Raw genomic sequence first — 15,079 nt, 5'->3', positions numbered from 1 at the left:
CAAGATGTCATGAATGTTTCGCGGGTATCGGCGTTTCCTACCGCCATATTCCTCGGTCAACCTTATGTCCGTAATATCTGTAAAGATAATAGTTCTTGACACTGTTTCGCCCACCTCCCTAAGGTTCGGGAGCGCTCCATCCAGCGCTCCCCGACAAACCCCCTGTGCCGGACGCGCCGGTGACGCATGGGCTCCTGCCGGGCAGGCCCGAGACAAGCCGAAGCATCATGGGGAGGGCCGGGTGACACTCACGGAGACGGCGGTCGCCGCGATGTGGGCCGAGCTGCTGGGCGTCACGCCGAGCTCGGTGGACGACGACTTCTTCGAGCTGGGCGGGCAGTCGCTGACCATGGTGAGGTTCATCGCGCGCGTGCAGGAGACCTACGGGGTCGAGCTCCCGATCGACCGGCTGTTCGCGGGAGACTTCACCGTCGCCGAGGCCGCCAGGGCCATCGACCACGGCCGTCTGGAGGCCGCCGGCGACGACGAGATCGCCGCGCTCGTCGCGGAGCTGGAGAGCCTGTCCGATGAGGACGTGCTCGCCCTGTTCGCCGAGGACGAGTGACACCCCGCATGACCACCGCCTCCCCCACGGCGCCGACGGCGCTGCTGGTGACGCACGGCACCGACGGCGACGTCCTGCCGTTCGTCCGGCTCGGACGGGAGCTGCGCGCCTGCGGCCACCCGGTGACGCTGCTCACGCACGCCCACTACCGCGCGCACGCCGAGCGCGCCGGCCTGGACTTCGTCGCCATCGACACCCAGGCGGAGTTCGAGCGGACGCTGAGCGACACCCCCGAACTGCTCGACGGCCTCGGCTGGCCGGAGTTCTACGAGCGCAACGGCCTGTTCGAGCAGATGGTCCTGGAGTTCCGCGCGATGGCGGAGCGGCACCGGCCGGGCGAGACGGTGCTCGTCGGGCGGCATACCTCGGCGCTGTCGGTGCTCTTCGCCGCCGAGGCGCTCGGGGCCCCCGCCGCGTGGGTGGCCGTGGCTCCGATCCAGATCATGGCGGCCAAGGCCGCGATGCACGCCTACCGGCACCTGCTCGCGGACGGCGTCGCCCGGGTGCGGCGGGAGCTCGGCCTGGGCGCCGGCTGGGACGCCCGGTCCGCCTCGCCCCGGCTCGAACTGGGCCTGTGGCCGGGATGGTTCGACCGGGCGGGCGCGCGCTCCCCGGCGCGCGTGCGGCTCACCGGCTTCCCCCTCCCCGACGACGAGGACGAGGCGCTCCCCCCGGAGGCGGCCGCCCAGCTGGACGGGCCGGTGCGGCCGGTGCTGGTGACCGGCGGGACCGGCCGGATGCTGCACCGGGAGTTCTACGACGCCGCCATCGAGGGCGCCCGGATGTCCAGCCGTCCCGTGCTGCTCGTCGTCCGCCACCGCGACCTCGTGCCCGACCCGCTGCCCCCGGGAGTGAGCTGGCATCCACGCCTACCGTTCCGCGCCGTCATGCCCCGGGTCGCGGCCATCGTGCACCACGGCGGGATCGGCACCCTGAGCCGCGCGCTGCGGGCCGGAACCCCGCAGGTCATCCTCGCCCACGGGGTCGACCGGCCGGACAACGCCGAGCGTCTCGGACGCCACGGGCTGGCCTGCTGCCTCCCCGCGCCGCGCTGGACGCCCGGGGAGGTCGCCGCGCTGCTCGCCGCGGCGCTGGATCGAGGGCCGGTCGTCCCGCCGCCGGACACGACCCCGGCAGGGGAGCCGACCGGCCTCGCCGCGGCGGCCTCGCACATCGCGGCGCTGCGGGACGGGCCCGCCGCCGAGTCCCCTGCCGACGGGATACGCCGCCGACTCGACCACCTGTCCGCCGAGCAGCGGCGGATCGTCGCCGACCGGCTGCGCGGGCGGCTCGCGCGGCAGGGGCCGTGATGCGGATCCTGCTCGCCCAGAACATGTTCCACCTGCCGTCCCACGGCGGGGCCAACAAGTCCAACCGCATCCTGATGGAGCAGCTCGCCGCCCGGGGCCACGAGTGTCACGTCGTCGCCCCGCTCTCCGGCGCGCTCCGCCGCACCTCACCCGAACGGCATCTGGCCTACCTCCGGGACCTCGGCGCCGACATCCGCTCGGCGACCGGCGAGCTGGTGGTGTACGAGTACCGGGGCGTGGTGGCGCACGCCGTCGTGGAACCCTCGCGGCTGGCCAGGCGGGTCGGCGAGGTCGCCGCGACGCTCGACCCGACGTGGACGCTCGTGCCGTCCGACGATCCCGGGCTGATCATGCTGGGGGCGGCCTCGCGGGCGACGCCCGGCCGGGTGGTCTACCTGGCGCACACCTTGCAGCAGCTTCCGTTCGGCCCCGGCGCGTTCTACCCGAGCGCCGCCGGGACCCGCCTCGTCGGGGCCGCGGCGGGAGTCGTCTCCGTCAGCCGCGCGGCGCGGGAGTACCTGCGCACATGGGGGCCGATCGAGTCGGAGCTGATCCACCCGCCGGTCTACGGCCCGGGCCCGTTCACGGCCCTCCCCTCCGGCGGGGGCGCGGTGCCCACGGCCAGCACGGCCAGCACGGTCAGCATGGTCAGCATGGTCAACCCCTGCGCGTACAAGGGCCTGCCCGTCTTCCTCGCCCTGGCCGACGCCCGTCCCGAAGTCCCGTTCCTCGCCGTCCCCACCTGGGGCGCCACCGGGGACGACCTCGCCGCGCTGCGCGCCCGGCCCAACGTCACGCTGGTCGAGCCCTCCGACGACATCGGCACGATCCTCGCCCGGACCGGCGTCCTGCTCATGCCGTCCCTGTGGGACGAGACGTTCGGCTACACCTGCGTGGAGGCGATGCTGCGCGGCATCCCCGTGCTCGCCTCGGACGTCGGCGGGCTGTCGGAGGCCAAGCTGGGCGTGCCGTACCTGCTGCCGGTGCGGCGCATCACCGCCTACGAGGCGGGGGCGCACGCGCGCCCGGTGCCGGTCGTCCCCGAGCAGGACCCGGGGCCGTGGCTGGCCGCGCTCGACCGCCTGCTCGGCGACCCCGCCCATCGCCGGGAGCTCGGCGAACGGTCCCGGGACGCCGCCGCGGCGTTCGCCGCCTCGCTGGACGAGGGGGCGTTCGAGCGCTACCTGAGCGGCCTGCGGCCCGTCGCGCCACCTTCCCCGCCCGCGTCCCGCGCCAAGGCGCCGAGCCCGGAGCGGCGGGCGGCGCTCGCCGCCCTGCTCGCGGCCCGCGCCGCCGCCGCACGTGCGCCCGGAACCGTCCCCGACCAAGGAGCACCGTGATCGAAACCGCGCGGGCGTACCGGCCGCCCGTCGCCAAGGTCGCCGACGAGGACCTCGAACGGCTGCTGCTCATCCGCCACTTCGAGCTGACGCTGCTGAGACTGTTCGAGCAGGGCGCCCTCAACGGGACCACGCACACCTGCCTCGGCCAGGAGCACGTCCCCGTGGCGCTGAGCGTGCTGCTGCGCGAGGAGGACTTCGTCTTCAGCAACCACCGGGGCCATGGTCACTTCCTGGCCCGGCACGCCGAGCCGCACGGGCTGCTCGCGGAGATCATGGGCCGTGAGGGCGCGCTGTGCGGCGGGGTCGGTGGCAGCCAGCACGTCTACCACGAGCGGTTCCTGTCCACCGGGGTGCAGGGGGAGAGCCTGCCCGTGGCGGTGGGGGTCGCCCTGCGGCTGAAACGGACCGACCCCGGGGCCCTCGCCTGCGTCTACATCGGCGACGGCACCTTCGGCGAGGGCGCCGTGTACGAGGCGCTGAACATGGCGCAGCTCTGGCGGGTACCGCTGCTCGTCGTCGTGGAGAACAACGGCATCGCCCAGTCCACCCCGACATCGGCGCAGATGTCCGGCACGATCGCCGCGCGCGCGGAGGCGTTCGGCGTACGGCACCACCGGATCGCCACCATCGACATCGCGGACATCCGCGACGAGATGCGCCCGCTGATCGCCGCCGTCCGCCAGAACTCGTCGCCGCTGGTCGCCGAGTTCGTCACGCGCCGGATCGGCCCGCACAGCAAGGGGGACGACACCCGCCCCGAGCAGGAGCGCCTCCAGGCCGAGCTGACCGGCTGGCACCGGGTGTACGGCGAGGCGTTCCCCGAGCGGTTCGCCCGGATCGACGCCCGCCAGCGCGACCTGGTCGCCCGCGTCGCCGCCGAGGTCGCGGCCCGTCCCGCCGTCGCCCGGGGGCGCGCGTGAGCCGGCCGGAGCGGGTCGCCGACAACCTGAACCAGGCGCTGCACCAGGTGATGGAGGACGACCCGAGCGTCCACGTGCTCGGCGAGGACATCGTCGACCCGTACGGCGGGGCCTTCAAGATCACCAAGGGCCTCTCCACGCGGTACGGCACGCGGGTGATGTCGACCCCGCTGAGCGAGGGCGGCATCGTCGGCGTCGGCACGGGCCTCGCCCTGGCCGGGGACAAGGCCATCGTCGAGATCATGTTCGGCGACTTCGCGGGCCTGGCGTTCGACCAGCTCCTCAACTTCGCCGGCAAGTCCACGATGATGTACGGCAGGCGCGTGGAGATCCCCTTGGTGGTGCGCTGCCCGACGGGCGGCGGCCGGGGGTACGGGCCGACGCACAGCCAGAGCCTGCAGAAGCACTTCATCGGCATCCCCGGGCTGTCGGTGTTCGAGATGAGCCCGTTCCACGACGCCCGCGACCTGCTCCCCCACCTGCTGTCCCTGGGCGAGCCGTGCCTGCTGTTCGAGGACAAGGTGCTCTACACGCGGCGCGCGTTCCGGAACGGTGAGGTGGACGACCTGTTCGTCTTCGACCTCGTCGGCCCGCCGCCGTACACGGCCTGTGTCCGGCTGGACGACGGGACCCCGCCGGACTGCACCCTGATCGCGCCGGGCGGGGTGGCGCACCGGGCGCTGTCCGCCATGCGCTCCCTGCTGCTGGAGGACGAGATCAGCTGCCGGCTCCTCGTGCCCGCCCGGCTGTACCCGTTCGACCCGGGGCCGCTGCTTCCCCTGCTCGCCGGGACACGGCACGTGTGCGTGGCCGAGGAGAGCACCGCCGGGGGGACCTGGGGAGGCGAGGTGGCCCACGAGCTGCACCGCCACCTGTGGGGCTCGCTCTCCCGGCCGGTGAGCCTGGTCTGCTCCGCGCCGGACGTGGTGCCCACGGCGATCCACCTCGAACGCGACGTCCTGGTCCAGGACACCGCCATCCGCCAGGCCGTCCTGGAGGCCCTCGCATGATCGACGTACACGTCCCCAAGCTGAACAACAACGACGCCCGGTACGTGCTGGTGGAGTGGATCGCCGAGGACGGCGCGCACGTGCGCGCCGGCGACCCGCTGGCCGTGCTGGAGACCTCGAAGGCGACCGAGGAGATCGTCGCCGAGGGGGATGGCCTGCTCAGCCACGGGCTCCTCGTGGGCGCCGAGTGCGAGCCCGGCCAGGTGATCGCCCGGCTGTTCGGCAGCGAGCGGGAACGCGACCTGTTCGCCGGCCGCGATCACGGTCCGGCAGAGCCCGGCCCGGCCGCCGGCTCCCCGCCCGAGGCGGCCCCGGAGCCGGGCGACCAGGACGAGCCGGTCATCACGGCCCCCGCGCGGGCGCTGATGGATCGGCTGGGCATCGGCGCGGATCGGGTGCGCGGCCTCGGCAAGAAGATCATCCGGCGGTCCGACGTCGAGGCGCTCGCCGACGGCCCGGCCCCCGCCCCGGCGGAGCCGTACGAAGCACACGAGCCATACGAGGCGGGCGAGGCCGGCGACGCCGGGGAGATCATCACGCTGTCCCGTGCCCAGCAGCGCGCCTCCGCGGTCGTCGAGCTGTCACACCGGACCATACCTCCCGCCTTCACCGTGATGAAGATCGACGTCGGCGCGGCGCTGGCGGCGGGCCGCGCACTCACCAAGAGCCTGCGCACGCTCGTCGGGCTTCCCGAGCTGCTCGTCAAGGCGGTCGGGTCGGTCCACGAGCGGTTCCCCCTGTTCTTCGCCTCGCCCGTCGACGGCCGTACCGTCCGCGGGTCGCGGGCGCCGCACGTCGGGGTGACGTTCGACGTCGGCAAGGGGCTGGTCATCCCCGTCGTCAGGGACGCGGCGACGCGTTCGCTGGCGGACGTCTCCCGCGCGCTCATGGGGTTCCGGCTGAGCGCGATGCGCGGCGGCCTGCGCGAGCAGGACCTCCAGGGGGCCAACATCGTCGTGACCCTGCACAACGAGCCCGGGGTCGTGCTGGCGGTCCCGATCGTCTTCCCCGGCCACTCCTGCGCGCTGTCGCTGGCCGCGCCGCAGCGGGAGGTCGTGCCGGACGACGCGGGCGGCTTCACGGTCAAGGACGTGGTGTACCTGGGGGTGGCCTTCGACCACCGGGTCGTCAACGGCCGCGACGCCGTGCTGTTCCTCGACGCCCTGCGCGCGGCCCTGGCCTCCCCCGAGACCCTGGCCCCGCCGGAAGCCCTCCCCCCGCCCGGGGTCCCCGCACCGCCCCAGGCCGCCTCTCCCGAGGTCCCCCTCTCCCGCGCCCCGGCGGCGCTCGACGAGGACGGCGGGACGGCGTGAGCGGTGAGCGGGCCGTCCCGTCCCAGCGGCGGGAACTGGCCGCCCGGCTGCTCGCGGCCCGCAGGAAGCCGGGCGGCGACGCCATCCCCGCCGTCCCCCGCGACGCGGGCCTGCTCGAGTGCTCTCCCGAGCAGCGGCGGCTCTGGCTGGCCGCCCAGACCGACCGCCAGGTCGCCGCGCCGAACGTCACCCTCGGACTCGGCCTGTCCGGCCCGCTCGACCTCGGCGCCCTGGCCAAGGCCCTGACGGGCCTGGCCGAACGGCACGAGACGCTGCGCACGGTGTTCGTGAACTCCGGCGGCGAGCCCCGCCAGATGATCCTCGGCACGCCGGACGCGCCGCTCACGCTGGTCGACCTCACCGGCGACCCGCAGGCGGAGGAGACGGCGCTGCGGCTCGCGACGGCCGCCGCGGGCGAGCGGTTCGACCTCGCGTCCGGCCCGATGCTTCGCCTGACCGTCTACCGGACGGCGCCCGGCGAGCACCGGCTGCTGCTCGCCGTGAACCACCTCGTGTGCGACGGCGGTTCCCTCGGCGTCGTGGCCCGCGACCTCGCCGCCCTCTACAGCGGCCGGGAGCTTCCCCCGCCGCCGGCCGTGACGTACGCCGACTACGCCGCGTGGGCGCGGGCGCGCGTACGGGCCCACGCGGGCGGGCGGCTGGACCACTGGCGCGAGCGCCTCGCCGACGCGCCGCCTCTGCTCGGCGGCGAGCCCGGACTCGCCGGTGACACGCCACGGCATCCGGACGGCCGCCTGAGCGCGACGACCACCCTCCACGTCGGCACCGGCACGATGGACGCGCTGCGCGGCGGCCCGGCGACACCGTTCGTGGCCGTGCTGGCGGCCTTCTCCGTCCTGCTGCACCGGACCACGGGCGCGTCCGGCCTGACCGTCGGCACGGTGACCGGCACGCGGGCGCGCCGGGAGCTGGAGCCCCTGGTCGGGTGCTTCATCAACATGGTGCCGATCCCCCTGCGCGTCGAGGAGACGGAGGGCTTCCACGCGATCGTGGCGCGGACGCGCGCGGAGGTCGGGGCGGCGCTCGCGCACGAGGTCCCGTTCGACACGCTGACGTCGGCCGTCGGCGGTCGGCGGCGGCCGGGCGTGCATCCGGTCTTCCAGGTGGCGCTCATCCCGCAGGACGCCCCCGAGCCGCCGGGCGGATGGGACGGGCTGCAGGCCTTCTCGTGGAGCCCGGAGGTGGACGAGACGGCCTACGACCTGACCCTCGCCATGACCCCCACGGAGACGGGGCACCGGCTGGCCCTCACCCACCGGCGCGACAGGGTGCCCGAGCGGGTCGCCGGGGTGCTCGCCGCGGGGTTCGCGGAGCTGCTCGGCGCGCTCCCGTCCGCGCCGGACGTGCCGGTCGGAGACCTGGCGCTGCCGTCCCTGGACGCGCTCGCACGCCCGGATACCGTCGCCGCGCCCGGGGCCCCGGCAGGCGATCCCCGCGCCGGCGCCGCGCGGTCCGCCGGCCTCGCGGACGAGCCCGGCCCGGGATCCAAAGCCGCGCGGTCCGCAGAGCCCGTGGACGAGCCGGTGGACGAGGAGGTCTCGGCGGAGGTCAGGCGCATCTGGTCGGAGGTGCTCGGCGTGCCCGAGATCGGCGCGGACGCGGACCTGTTCGACCTCGGCGGCGACTCGCTGGCGATCACCCGCATCGCGGCCCGCGTGCAGGAGAGCCTCGGCGTCGAGGTCCCGGCGTGGATGTTCTTCGAGACGCCCACGATCGGCGGGTTCGTCGAGGCCCTGACGACGTTCGGGAGATCCTCGCCCGGACGGCGCTGACGTCTCCCGGCCGCGGGTCCGGCCGCCCGTGGCCGGCGGCGGGGACATGCGGCTTTCGCGCGATGGCATGGCCATGAAGTGCGCAAACTTTACAACTTCCGATAACTCCTTTCATTCACCGATATTTCCTGGCTTGTACGGTCTTACCAGGAATGGAAGGAGCACCTCGTGACTCATGCCATGTCGAGCCCCGTCACCCTTCCCCTCACCCGTACCGACCCCTTCGACCCGCCCGGCGACCTGCGCCTCTGGCGCGAGGAAGGACCGATCCGCCCGATGCTGTACGCCGACGGGCACGTCGGCTGGCTGGTGACCGGATACTCCATTGCGCGGGCGGTGCTGGCCGACCCGCGCTTCACCACCGACCCCGCGCTGCTGCACCCGCCGATAGGCCAGCGCGCGACCCAGCGGCTCCTGGAGGACCTCCCGGGGTTCTTCCTTCAGGAGGACCCGCCCGAGCACACCCGCCTGCGACGCCGGCTCACCGGCCACTTCACGGTCCACCGCATGCAGGCGCTGGAGCCCAGGGTCGAGGCGATCACCTCCGACCACCTGGACGCCATGGAGCGCACCGGCCCGCCCGCCGATCTGGTGCGGGAGTTCGCGCTGCCGATCCCCTCCCTGGTCATCTGCGAACTCCTCGGCGTGCCGTACGGCGATCACGAGATGTTCCAGCGCCGCTCGGCGGTGATACTGGACCTGGACTCCTCGCACGAGCAGGTGCGCCGGGCGCTGGACGACCTGATGAACTACCTGCGCGGGCTCGTGACGCGCAAGCGGACCGCCCCGGGCGACGACCTGATCAGCGAGCTGGCCACCGACCGCGGGCTCACGATCGACGAGGTCACCGGCGTGGCCGTGCTGCTGCTCGTCGCCGGGCACGAGACGACGGCCAACATGCTCGCGCTCGGCACCTTCACGCTGCTGCGCAACCCCGCGCAGCTCGCCGCCCTGCGCGAGGACCCGTCCCTGGCCGGCGGCGCGGTGGAGGAGCTGCTGCGCTACCTGACGATCGTCCACCTGGGGCCGGTGCGCGCGGCCCGCGAGGACGTCGAGATCGACGGTCACCGCATCAGGGCGGGCGACTCGGTGACGCTCTCGCTCCCCGCCGCCAACCGCGACCCGGCCCGTTTCGAGGATCCCGACGCTCTGGACATCACCCGGCACGCCGCCGGGCACCTGTCGTTCGGGCACGGCGTCCACCAGTGCCTCGGCCAGCAGCTCGCCCGCATGGAGATGCGCGTCGCCTATCCGGCGCTGCTGCGGCGGTTCCCCGGCCTGCGCCTCGCGGACCCGGACGAGCAGGTGCCGACGCGGACGCACATGGCGATCTACGGGGTGCACACGCTGCCCGTCGCCTGGTAGTCCCCGGGCGCGGTGGCCGGCCGGCCGCCGCGCCCGAGCCCAATTCGGTGGGAGCGCTCCCATTACTGGGCGTGATTTCACCCCCGAGTTGACGAGATCCGACGGGATGACCCCGGCCCACACAGGCTCCAAACCCCCTGGCACGGCGCCCAAAACCGCCGCCCCAACCGGAATGGGATGAGTCCATCGTCCGACGACCGGCGTGTCACGGCAGACCACGGTTCCGCCGACCTGCGATTTCCCGCCGACAGGCCCCAGATGCCCAAAATAGGGTCACACCCCCAGGTCGAACCGGAATCGGTTGACCGCCCCCTCGAAAGCGTTTAGCTTGTGACGCTATGGGAGCGCTCCCAAACGCTCTGCTCACAGCATGGGCAAATTTTGATCACTGCCCGGCAACGAGGATGATGGGACGTACCCGCCTCGGTTTCGCCCGATTCAGGGCGCTCGCCCGTCGACGAGAGGATTCCCCGTGCCTCAGTACGTTCTTCAGGGTGGTGGCTACCACGCCGAGATAAGCCCCATGGGCGCCGCCCTGCGGGTGCTCACGCACGGCGGCCGCGATCTCGTGGCGAGCTGGCCGGAAGGCGGGCCCGTCCCCTTCTTCAGCGGCACCCTGCTCGCGCCGTGGCCCAACCGCCTCGGTCACGGCCGCTACACCTTCCAGGGCGAGCGCCTCGAACTGCCCGTCAACGAGCCGGAGCGCGGCCACGCGCTGCACGGCCTTGTCGCCTTCGCCGACTGGGAGCCCGCGGGGCCGCCACCCGCCGGGGACGGGCTCTCGTCCGTGCGGCTCGCGCACACGATCGAGCCCTCCCCCGGCTACCCCTTCCGCCTGGCGCTGCAGGTGACCTACACCGTCGGCCACGAGGGCCTGACGACGACGCTCACCGCCGAGAACGTCGGCGACCGCCCGGCCCCGTACGGCTGCGGCCCGCATCCCTGGCTGATCGCCGACGAGGGCCCCGAGACGGGCTGGGAGTTCGACCTGCCCGCCGGGCACGTGCTGTTCACCGACGAGACCATGCTGCCCACCACGCTGGAGCGGGTCGAGGACACGACGCTCGACTTCCGCGTCCCCCGCCCGATCGGCGCCACCGTCGCCGACCACGCCTTCACCGGCCTGGAGGCGGACCACGACGGCGTCACCCGGGTGCGGCTGCGCGGCGCGGGCGGCGGCGTGCAGATCGCCTGGGAGGCGGCGGCCATGCCGTGGGTGCAGGTCTGCACCGGCACCGGATTCGGCCACCGGGGCATCGCCGTCGAGCCGATGACCTGCCCGCCCGATGCCTTCAACTCGGGCAGCGACCTGGTCGTGCTCGATCCCGGGACCAAGCACGAAGCCGGCTGGACGATCTCCGCCCTCTGATCGTCTCCCGGCTTCTCTCCCCCAGACACCCCTGCCCGGCTTCCACCGGCCGGGCGGCGGCCCGGCCGCCGGCTTCCGCATGGCCCGCAACGGGCGGCGGACCGGACCCCACGGCCGTCCCCTCATCGTCCCGACGACTCTAAGTGAAGTGACCGAATGGAGAGCAGGACCAAGCGCAGGCTGTCACCCGACGAACTGGACGCCCTCGCCGCCAGGGCGCTGGGGACGGGGGTGCGGTCGTCCGAGGAGCTCCTGGACGGGTTCGCCAACGCCGTGTGGCGCCTGACCCTCCAGGACGACCGCCAGGTCGTGCTGAAGGTCGGCCCGCCGCCCGGCCTGGAGATGCTGCGCTACGAACGCGACCTGCTGCGCACCGAGGCGCTGGTGTACCACCTGGCCACACCCACGGGGCTTCCTCTGCCCCGCCTGCTGCACTCGGGGTTCGACGATCCCGATCTTGGCGGCGACTATCTGATCATGGCGGCGCTGGACGGGGTGCCGTGGAACCAGGCGCCCACGCTGGGCGAGGCCGACGAGCGGGCCCTGCGGCACGAGCTCGGGCGTCACCTCGCCACGCTGCACACGATCCCCGGCGACGGCGTCTACGGCTATCCGTACGCCGGGCTGACCGGGACCACCTGGCGCGACGCGTTCCTGACCATGCAGGGCGCCCTGCTGGACGACGCCGTGCGGTACGCGACCCCGCTGCCCCGCACGCTGGTGGAGATCGCGGGCGCGGTCTACGCGAACGCCCACGCGCTGGACGAGGTCACGGCGCCCGCGCTGGTGCACTTCGACGTGTGGCCCGGCAACGTCTTCCTGACGCCGTCCGCGGGCGGGCCGCCGCGGATCCAGGCGCTCATCGATCACGAGCGGGCGTTCTGGGGCGATCCACTGGCCGACTTCGTCACCCCGACGATCTTCGGCGAGCTGTCCGACGACGATCCGCTGCTCGCGGGCTACCGGGAGGCGGGCGGGAAGGTGGAGCTCACCCCGGCGGCGCGGACGCGCGAGGCGCTGTACCGGCTGTACCTGTACCTGATCCTGCTGGTCGAGCACGGGCCCCGGCAGTACCCCGAGGAGTCCTACGCCCGCATCCGCGACCTGGCCACCGCCGGGCTGGTCAAGGTCCTGGACTTCCTCGGGAAGCGCTGATACCCGCACTCCGGACGGCGGGGGCGCGTGTGCCGCCGCAGCGGGGCACCGCGGCCATGACAGGCGGCGGCGCACCGGTTCCAGGACGGCCGGTTCCCGCACGTACTCGTCTCCACCACGACCTCAGCGGGGGCTCCCCTGCCGTCACGGCGTTTCCGTCGTGCCCGCGCACGGCCGGCCCGCCTTCACGATGATGGAGAGGTATGACATAATTTCAACGGGTGATGAAAATGTCGACGACATGTGCGATCGCCGGAGGCGGCCCCGCCGGGGCCGTGCTGGCGCTACTGCTCGCCCGCGCGGGCGTCGAGGTCACACTGCTGGAGAAGCACGCCGACTTCCTGCGTGACTTCCGCGGGGACACGATCCACCCCTCCACCATGGAGGTCCTGGACGAACTCGGCCTGTCGGAGCGGTTCCACACCATGATCCCCCGCACGATGACCGGCCTGGAGATGTGGCTGGACGACGGCGTGGTGGAGCTGGTCTCCCTCAAGGGGCTCGGCTCGCGGTACCCGTACATCGCGTTCGTGCCGCAGTGGGACTTCCTCAACATGATCACCGAGGCGGCCCGCCGCTACCCCACGTTCCGGCTGCTCATGGAGGCCGAGGTCGTGGGGCTGATCCGCGAGGGCGGCGCCGTGCGCGGGGTGCGCTACCGCGACCGCGACGGCGAGCACGAACTGCGCGCCACGCTGACCGTCGGGGCCGACGGGCGGCACTCCGACGTGCGCAGGGCCGCCGGGCTCGTCCCGGTCGAGCAGGGCGCCCCCATGGACGTGGTGTGGTTCCGGCTGCCCCGCGAGGAAGGCGACCCGGTCACGACGTTCGGCCGTATCACCACGGGCCGCATGATGGTGGCGATCAACCGCTCGGAGTACTGGCAGCTCGCCTACCTCATCCCCAAGGGCGGGTTCGACCACCTGCGGGCCGGGGGAATCGAGGCGCTGCGCTCCTCGGTCGGCGAACTGCTCCCCTTCCTCGCCGGCCGCACAGGTCGGCTCGCCTCGTTCGACCAGGTCAGCGAGCTTCGGGTCGCGATCAACCGCCTGCGCCGGTGGCACCGTCCCGGGCTGCTCCTCATCGGCGACGCCGCCCACGCCATGTCACCGATCTTCGGCGTCGGCATCAACCTCGCCATCCAGGACGCCGTGGCCGCCGCCAACCTGCTCGCCGGGCCCCTGCGCGCCGGGCGCCCCGTGCCCGAGTCGCTGCTCCACAGACTCCAGCGCCGCCGCACGCCGCCGACGGCGATCACGCAGTTCGCCCAGCAGATCTTCCAGGACCGGCTGGTGCGTCCGGCGCTGAAGGGCGTGCCGAGGCCGGTGCGGCTCCCCCGCGACCTCCCGAGCGTGCCGATCCTGGGGCCTCTCATGCGCCGGTTCATCGGCCTCGGCGTCCTGCCCGAGCACGTGCGAACCCCTGAAGCACCCCCTAAAGTCCCGGCCCGCCCGGCGTCCACCAGGCCGGGGGCCTGAGAACTTTCTCACCCTGTGGACACCTCCTCGGTTCAACCCGGCAAGGTGCAATAGCCTTCTAACGTGAACGCCGATCCGATCAACCTCGATAGCTGGCGGGACCTCCCCGCCGCTCAGCAGCCCGACTGGCCCGACCGCTCCGCGCTGGAGGCCGTCGTCGCCGAGCTGCAAGGCATGCCGCCGCTGGTGTTCGCCGGAGAGTGCGACGAGCTCAAGGACCGCCTCGCCGCCGTCGCGCGCGGTGAGGCGTTCGTCCTGCAGGGCGGCGACTGCGCCGAGACCTTCGCCGGCGCCACCGCCGACAACGTCCGCAACAAGCTGAAGACGCTGCTGCAGATGGCGATCGTGCTCACCTACGCGGGCCGGGTCCCGGTCGTCAAGATCGGCCGCGTGGCCGGGCAGTTCGCCAAGCCGCGTTCCAAGCCGACCGAGACGCGCGGCGAGCTGGCCCTCCCGGCCTACCGCGGCGACATGGTGAACGGCTTCGACTTCACCCCCGAGGCCCGCACGCCCGATCCCGGCCGGCTGCTGCGCGCGTACCACTCCTCGGCGGTGACGCTCAACCTCGCCCGCGCCTTCACCAAGGGCGGGTACGCCGACCTGCGCCAGGTGCACGCCTGGAACCAGGACTTCGTCGCCGAGTCCCCCGCAGGCCGCCGCTACGAGCAGCTCGCGCGCGAGATCGACCAAGCCCTGGCGTTCATGCACGCCTGCCGCGCCGATCCCGAAGAGTTCCACACGGTGGAGTTCTACTCCTCCCATGAGGCGCTGATCCTCGACTACGACCGCGCCCTGACCCGCGTCGACTCGCGCACGGGCCTGCCGTACGACGTGTCGGCGCACATGGTCTGGATCGGCGAGCGCACGCGTCAACTCGACGGCGCCCACATCGAGTTCTTCAGCCGCATCCGCAACCCGATCGGCGTCAAGCTCGGCCCGTCCACCACCCCCGAGGACGCCCTGGCGCTCATCGAGCGGCTCAACCCGGCCGACGAGCCCGGCCGTCTCACCTTCATCGCGCGCATGGGCGCCTCCCGGGTGCGCGACGCGCTGCCGCCGCTGGTCGAGAAGGTCCAGGCCAGCGGCGCCCAGGTCGTGTGGATCTGCGACCCGATGCACGGCAACACCTTCGAGGCACCGAGCGGCCACAAGACCCGCCACCTCGACGACGTGCTCGACGAGGTGGCGGGCTTCTTCGAGGTGCACCGCGCGCTCGGCACCCACCCGGGCGGCATCCACATCGAGTTCACCGGCGACGACGTCACCGAGTGCGTCGGCGGCGGGCACGCGATCGTCGAGGAGGACCTCGCGCTGCGGTACGAGACGGCCTGCGACCCGCGCCTCAACCGCGGCCAGTCGCTCGACCTCGCCTTCCGGGTGGCCGAGCTCTACCGCTCCAGCTGACCCCGACAGGACGCGCAAGAGCCGGCTCCCGCTCGCCACGGGGCCGGCTCCCTT

Annotated in this window: 12 protein-coding genes; all 12 read left to right on the top strand. The window is 73.2% G+C overall.

The features are described 5' to 3' along the window. The first annotated feature begins 241 nt into the window (after positions 1–241). Positions 242–565 (top strand): phosphopantetheine-binding protein, encoded by a 324-nt coding sequence (locus AB0H21_RS11270; RefSeq protein WP_358514609.1) that lies wholly within the window; start codon positions 242–244, stop codon positions 563–565. 8 nt (positions 566–573) lie between these two features. Beyond that, entirely contained in the window at positions 574–1,875 is a 1,302-nt protein-coding gene (locus AB0H21_RS11265; RefSeq protein WP_358514607.1) for a glycosyltransferase, read from the top strand. Further along, positions 1,875–3,215, top strand: coding sequence for a glycosyltransferase family 4 protein (locus AB0H21_RS11260; RefSeq protein WP_358514605.1), 1,341 nt, complete (start codon positions 1,875–1,877; stop codon positions 3,213–3,215). The genes AB0H21_RS11265 and AB0H21_RS11260 overlap by 1 nt, the downstream gene beginning before the upstream one ends. After that, positions 3,212–4,138 carry a thiamine pyrophosphate-dependent dehydrogenase E1 component subunit alpha gene (locus AB0H21_RS11255; protein WP_358514603.1) on the top strand — a complete coding sequence of 309 codons (927 nt, stop codon included), beginning with the start codon at positions 3,212–3,214 and terminating at the stop codon, positions 4,136–4,138. The genes AB0H21_RS11260 and AB0H21_RS11255 overlap by 4 nt, the downstream gene beginning before the upstream one ends. Next, complete coding sequence (locus AB0H21_RS11250; protein ID WP_358514601.1) at positions 4,135–5,148, top strand: transketolase C-terminal domain-containing protein; 1,014 nt, start codon at positions 4,135–4,137, stop codon at positions 5,146–5,148. Before AB0H21_RS11255 ends, AB0H21_RS11250 begins: the two co-directional genes overlap by 4 nt. After that, entirely contained in the window at positions 5,145–6,461 is a 1,317-nt protein-coding gene (locus AB0H21_RS11245; protein WP_358514599.1) for a 2-oxo acid dehydrogenase subunit E2, read from the top strand. Before AB0H21_RS11250 ends, AB0H21_RS11245 begins: the two co-directional genes overlap by 4 nt. Beyond that, complete coding sequence (locus AB0H21_RS11240; protein WP_358514597.1) at positions 6,458–8,254, top strand: condensation domain-containing protein; 1,797 nt, start codon at positions 6,458–6,460, stop codon at positions 8,252–8,254. The genes AB0H21_RS11245 and AB0H21_RS11240 overlap by 4 nt, the downstream gene beginning before the upstream one ends. A 168-nt stretch (positions 8,255–8,422) precedes the next feature. Continuing rightward, positions 8,423–9,619, top strand: coding sequence for a cytochrome P450 (locus tag AB0H21_RS11235; protein ID WP_358514595.1), 1,197 nt, complete (start codon positions 8,423–8,425; stop codon positions 9,617–9,619). Positions 9,620–10,091: 472 nt separating this feature from the next. Continuing rightward, a complete protein-coding gene (locus AB0H21_RS11230; RefSeq protein ID WP_358514593.1) occupies positions 10,092–10,988 on the top strand; it encodes an aldose 1-epimerase family protein in 897 nt (298 codons plus the stop codon). A 156-nt stretch (positions 10,989–11,144) separates the two neighbouring features. Then, positions 11,145–12,143 (top strand): phosphotransferase, encoded by a 999-nt coding sequence (locus AB0H21_RS11225; RefSeq protein ID WP_358514591.1) that lies wholly within the window; start codon positions 11,145–11,147, stop codon positions 12,141–12,143. Positions 12,144–12,373: 230 nt separating this feature from the next. Beyond that, positions 12,374–13,621 (top strand): FAD-dependent oxidoreductase, encoded by a 1,248-nt coding sequence (locus AB0H21_RS11220; protein WP_358514589.1) that lies wholly within the window; start codon positions 12,374–12,376, stop codon positions 13,619–13,621. A gap of 63 nt (positions 13,622–13,684) precedes the next feature. Continuing rightward, on the top strand, positions 13,685–15,025 hold the full coding sequence (locus AB0H21_RS11215; protein WP_358514587.1) for a class II 3-deoxy-7-phosphoheptulonate synthase: 1,341 nt from the start codon (positions 13,685–13,687) through the stop codon (positions 15,023–15,025). Positions 15,026–15,079: the final 54 nt, after the last annotated feature.

The sequence above is a fragment of the Sphaerisporangium sp. NPDC051011 genome, assembly GCF_040653595.1.
Lineage (GTDB): Bacteria > Actinomycetota > Actinomycetes > Streptosporangiales > Streptosporangiaceae > Sphaerisporangium.
The sequence above is the reverse complement of the archived record's forward strand: the minus strand, read 5'-3'. Positions and strand labels throughout refer to the sequence as shown.

Bases quoted from the DNA above. Each gene is read 5' to 3' on its own strand.
- AB0H21_RS11265 (WP_358514607.1), top strand. From the start codon at position 574: ATGACCACCGCCTCCCCCACGGCGCCGACGGCGCTGCTGGTGACGCAC.
- AB0H21_RS11220 (WP_358514589.1), top strand. From the start codon at position 12,374: ATGTCGACGACATGTGCGATCGCCGGAGGCGGCCCCGCCGGGGCCGTG.
- AB0H21_RS11225 (WP_358514591.1), top strand. From the start codon at position 11,145: ATGGAGAGCAGGACCAAGCGCAGGCTGTCACCCGACGAACTGGACGCC.
- AB0H21_RS11260 (WP_358514605.1), top strand. From the start codon at position 1,875: ATGCGGATCCTGCTCGCCCAGAACATGTTCCACCTGCCGTCCCACGGC.
- AB0H21_RS11245 (WP_358514599.1), top strand. From the start codon at position 5,145: ATGATCGACGTACACGTCCCCAAGCTGAACAACAACGACGCCCGGTAC.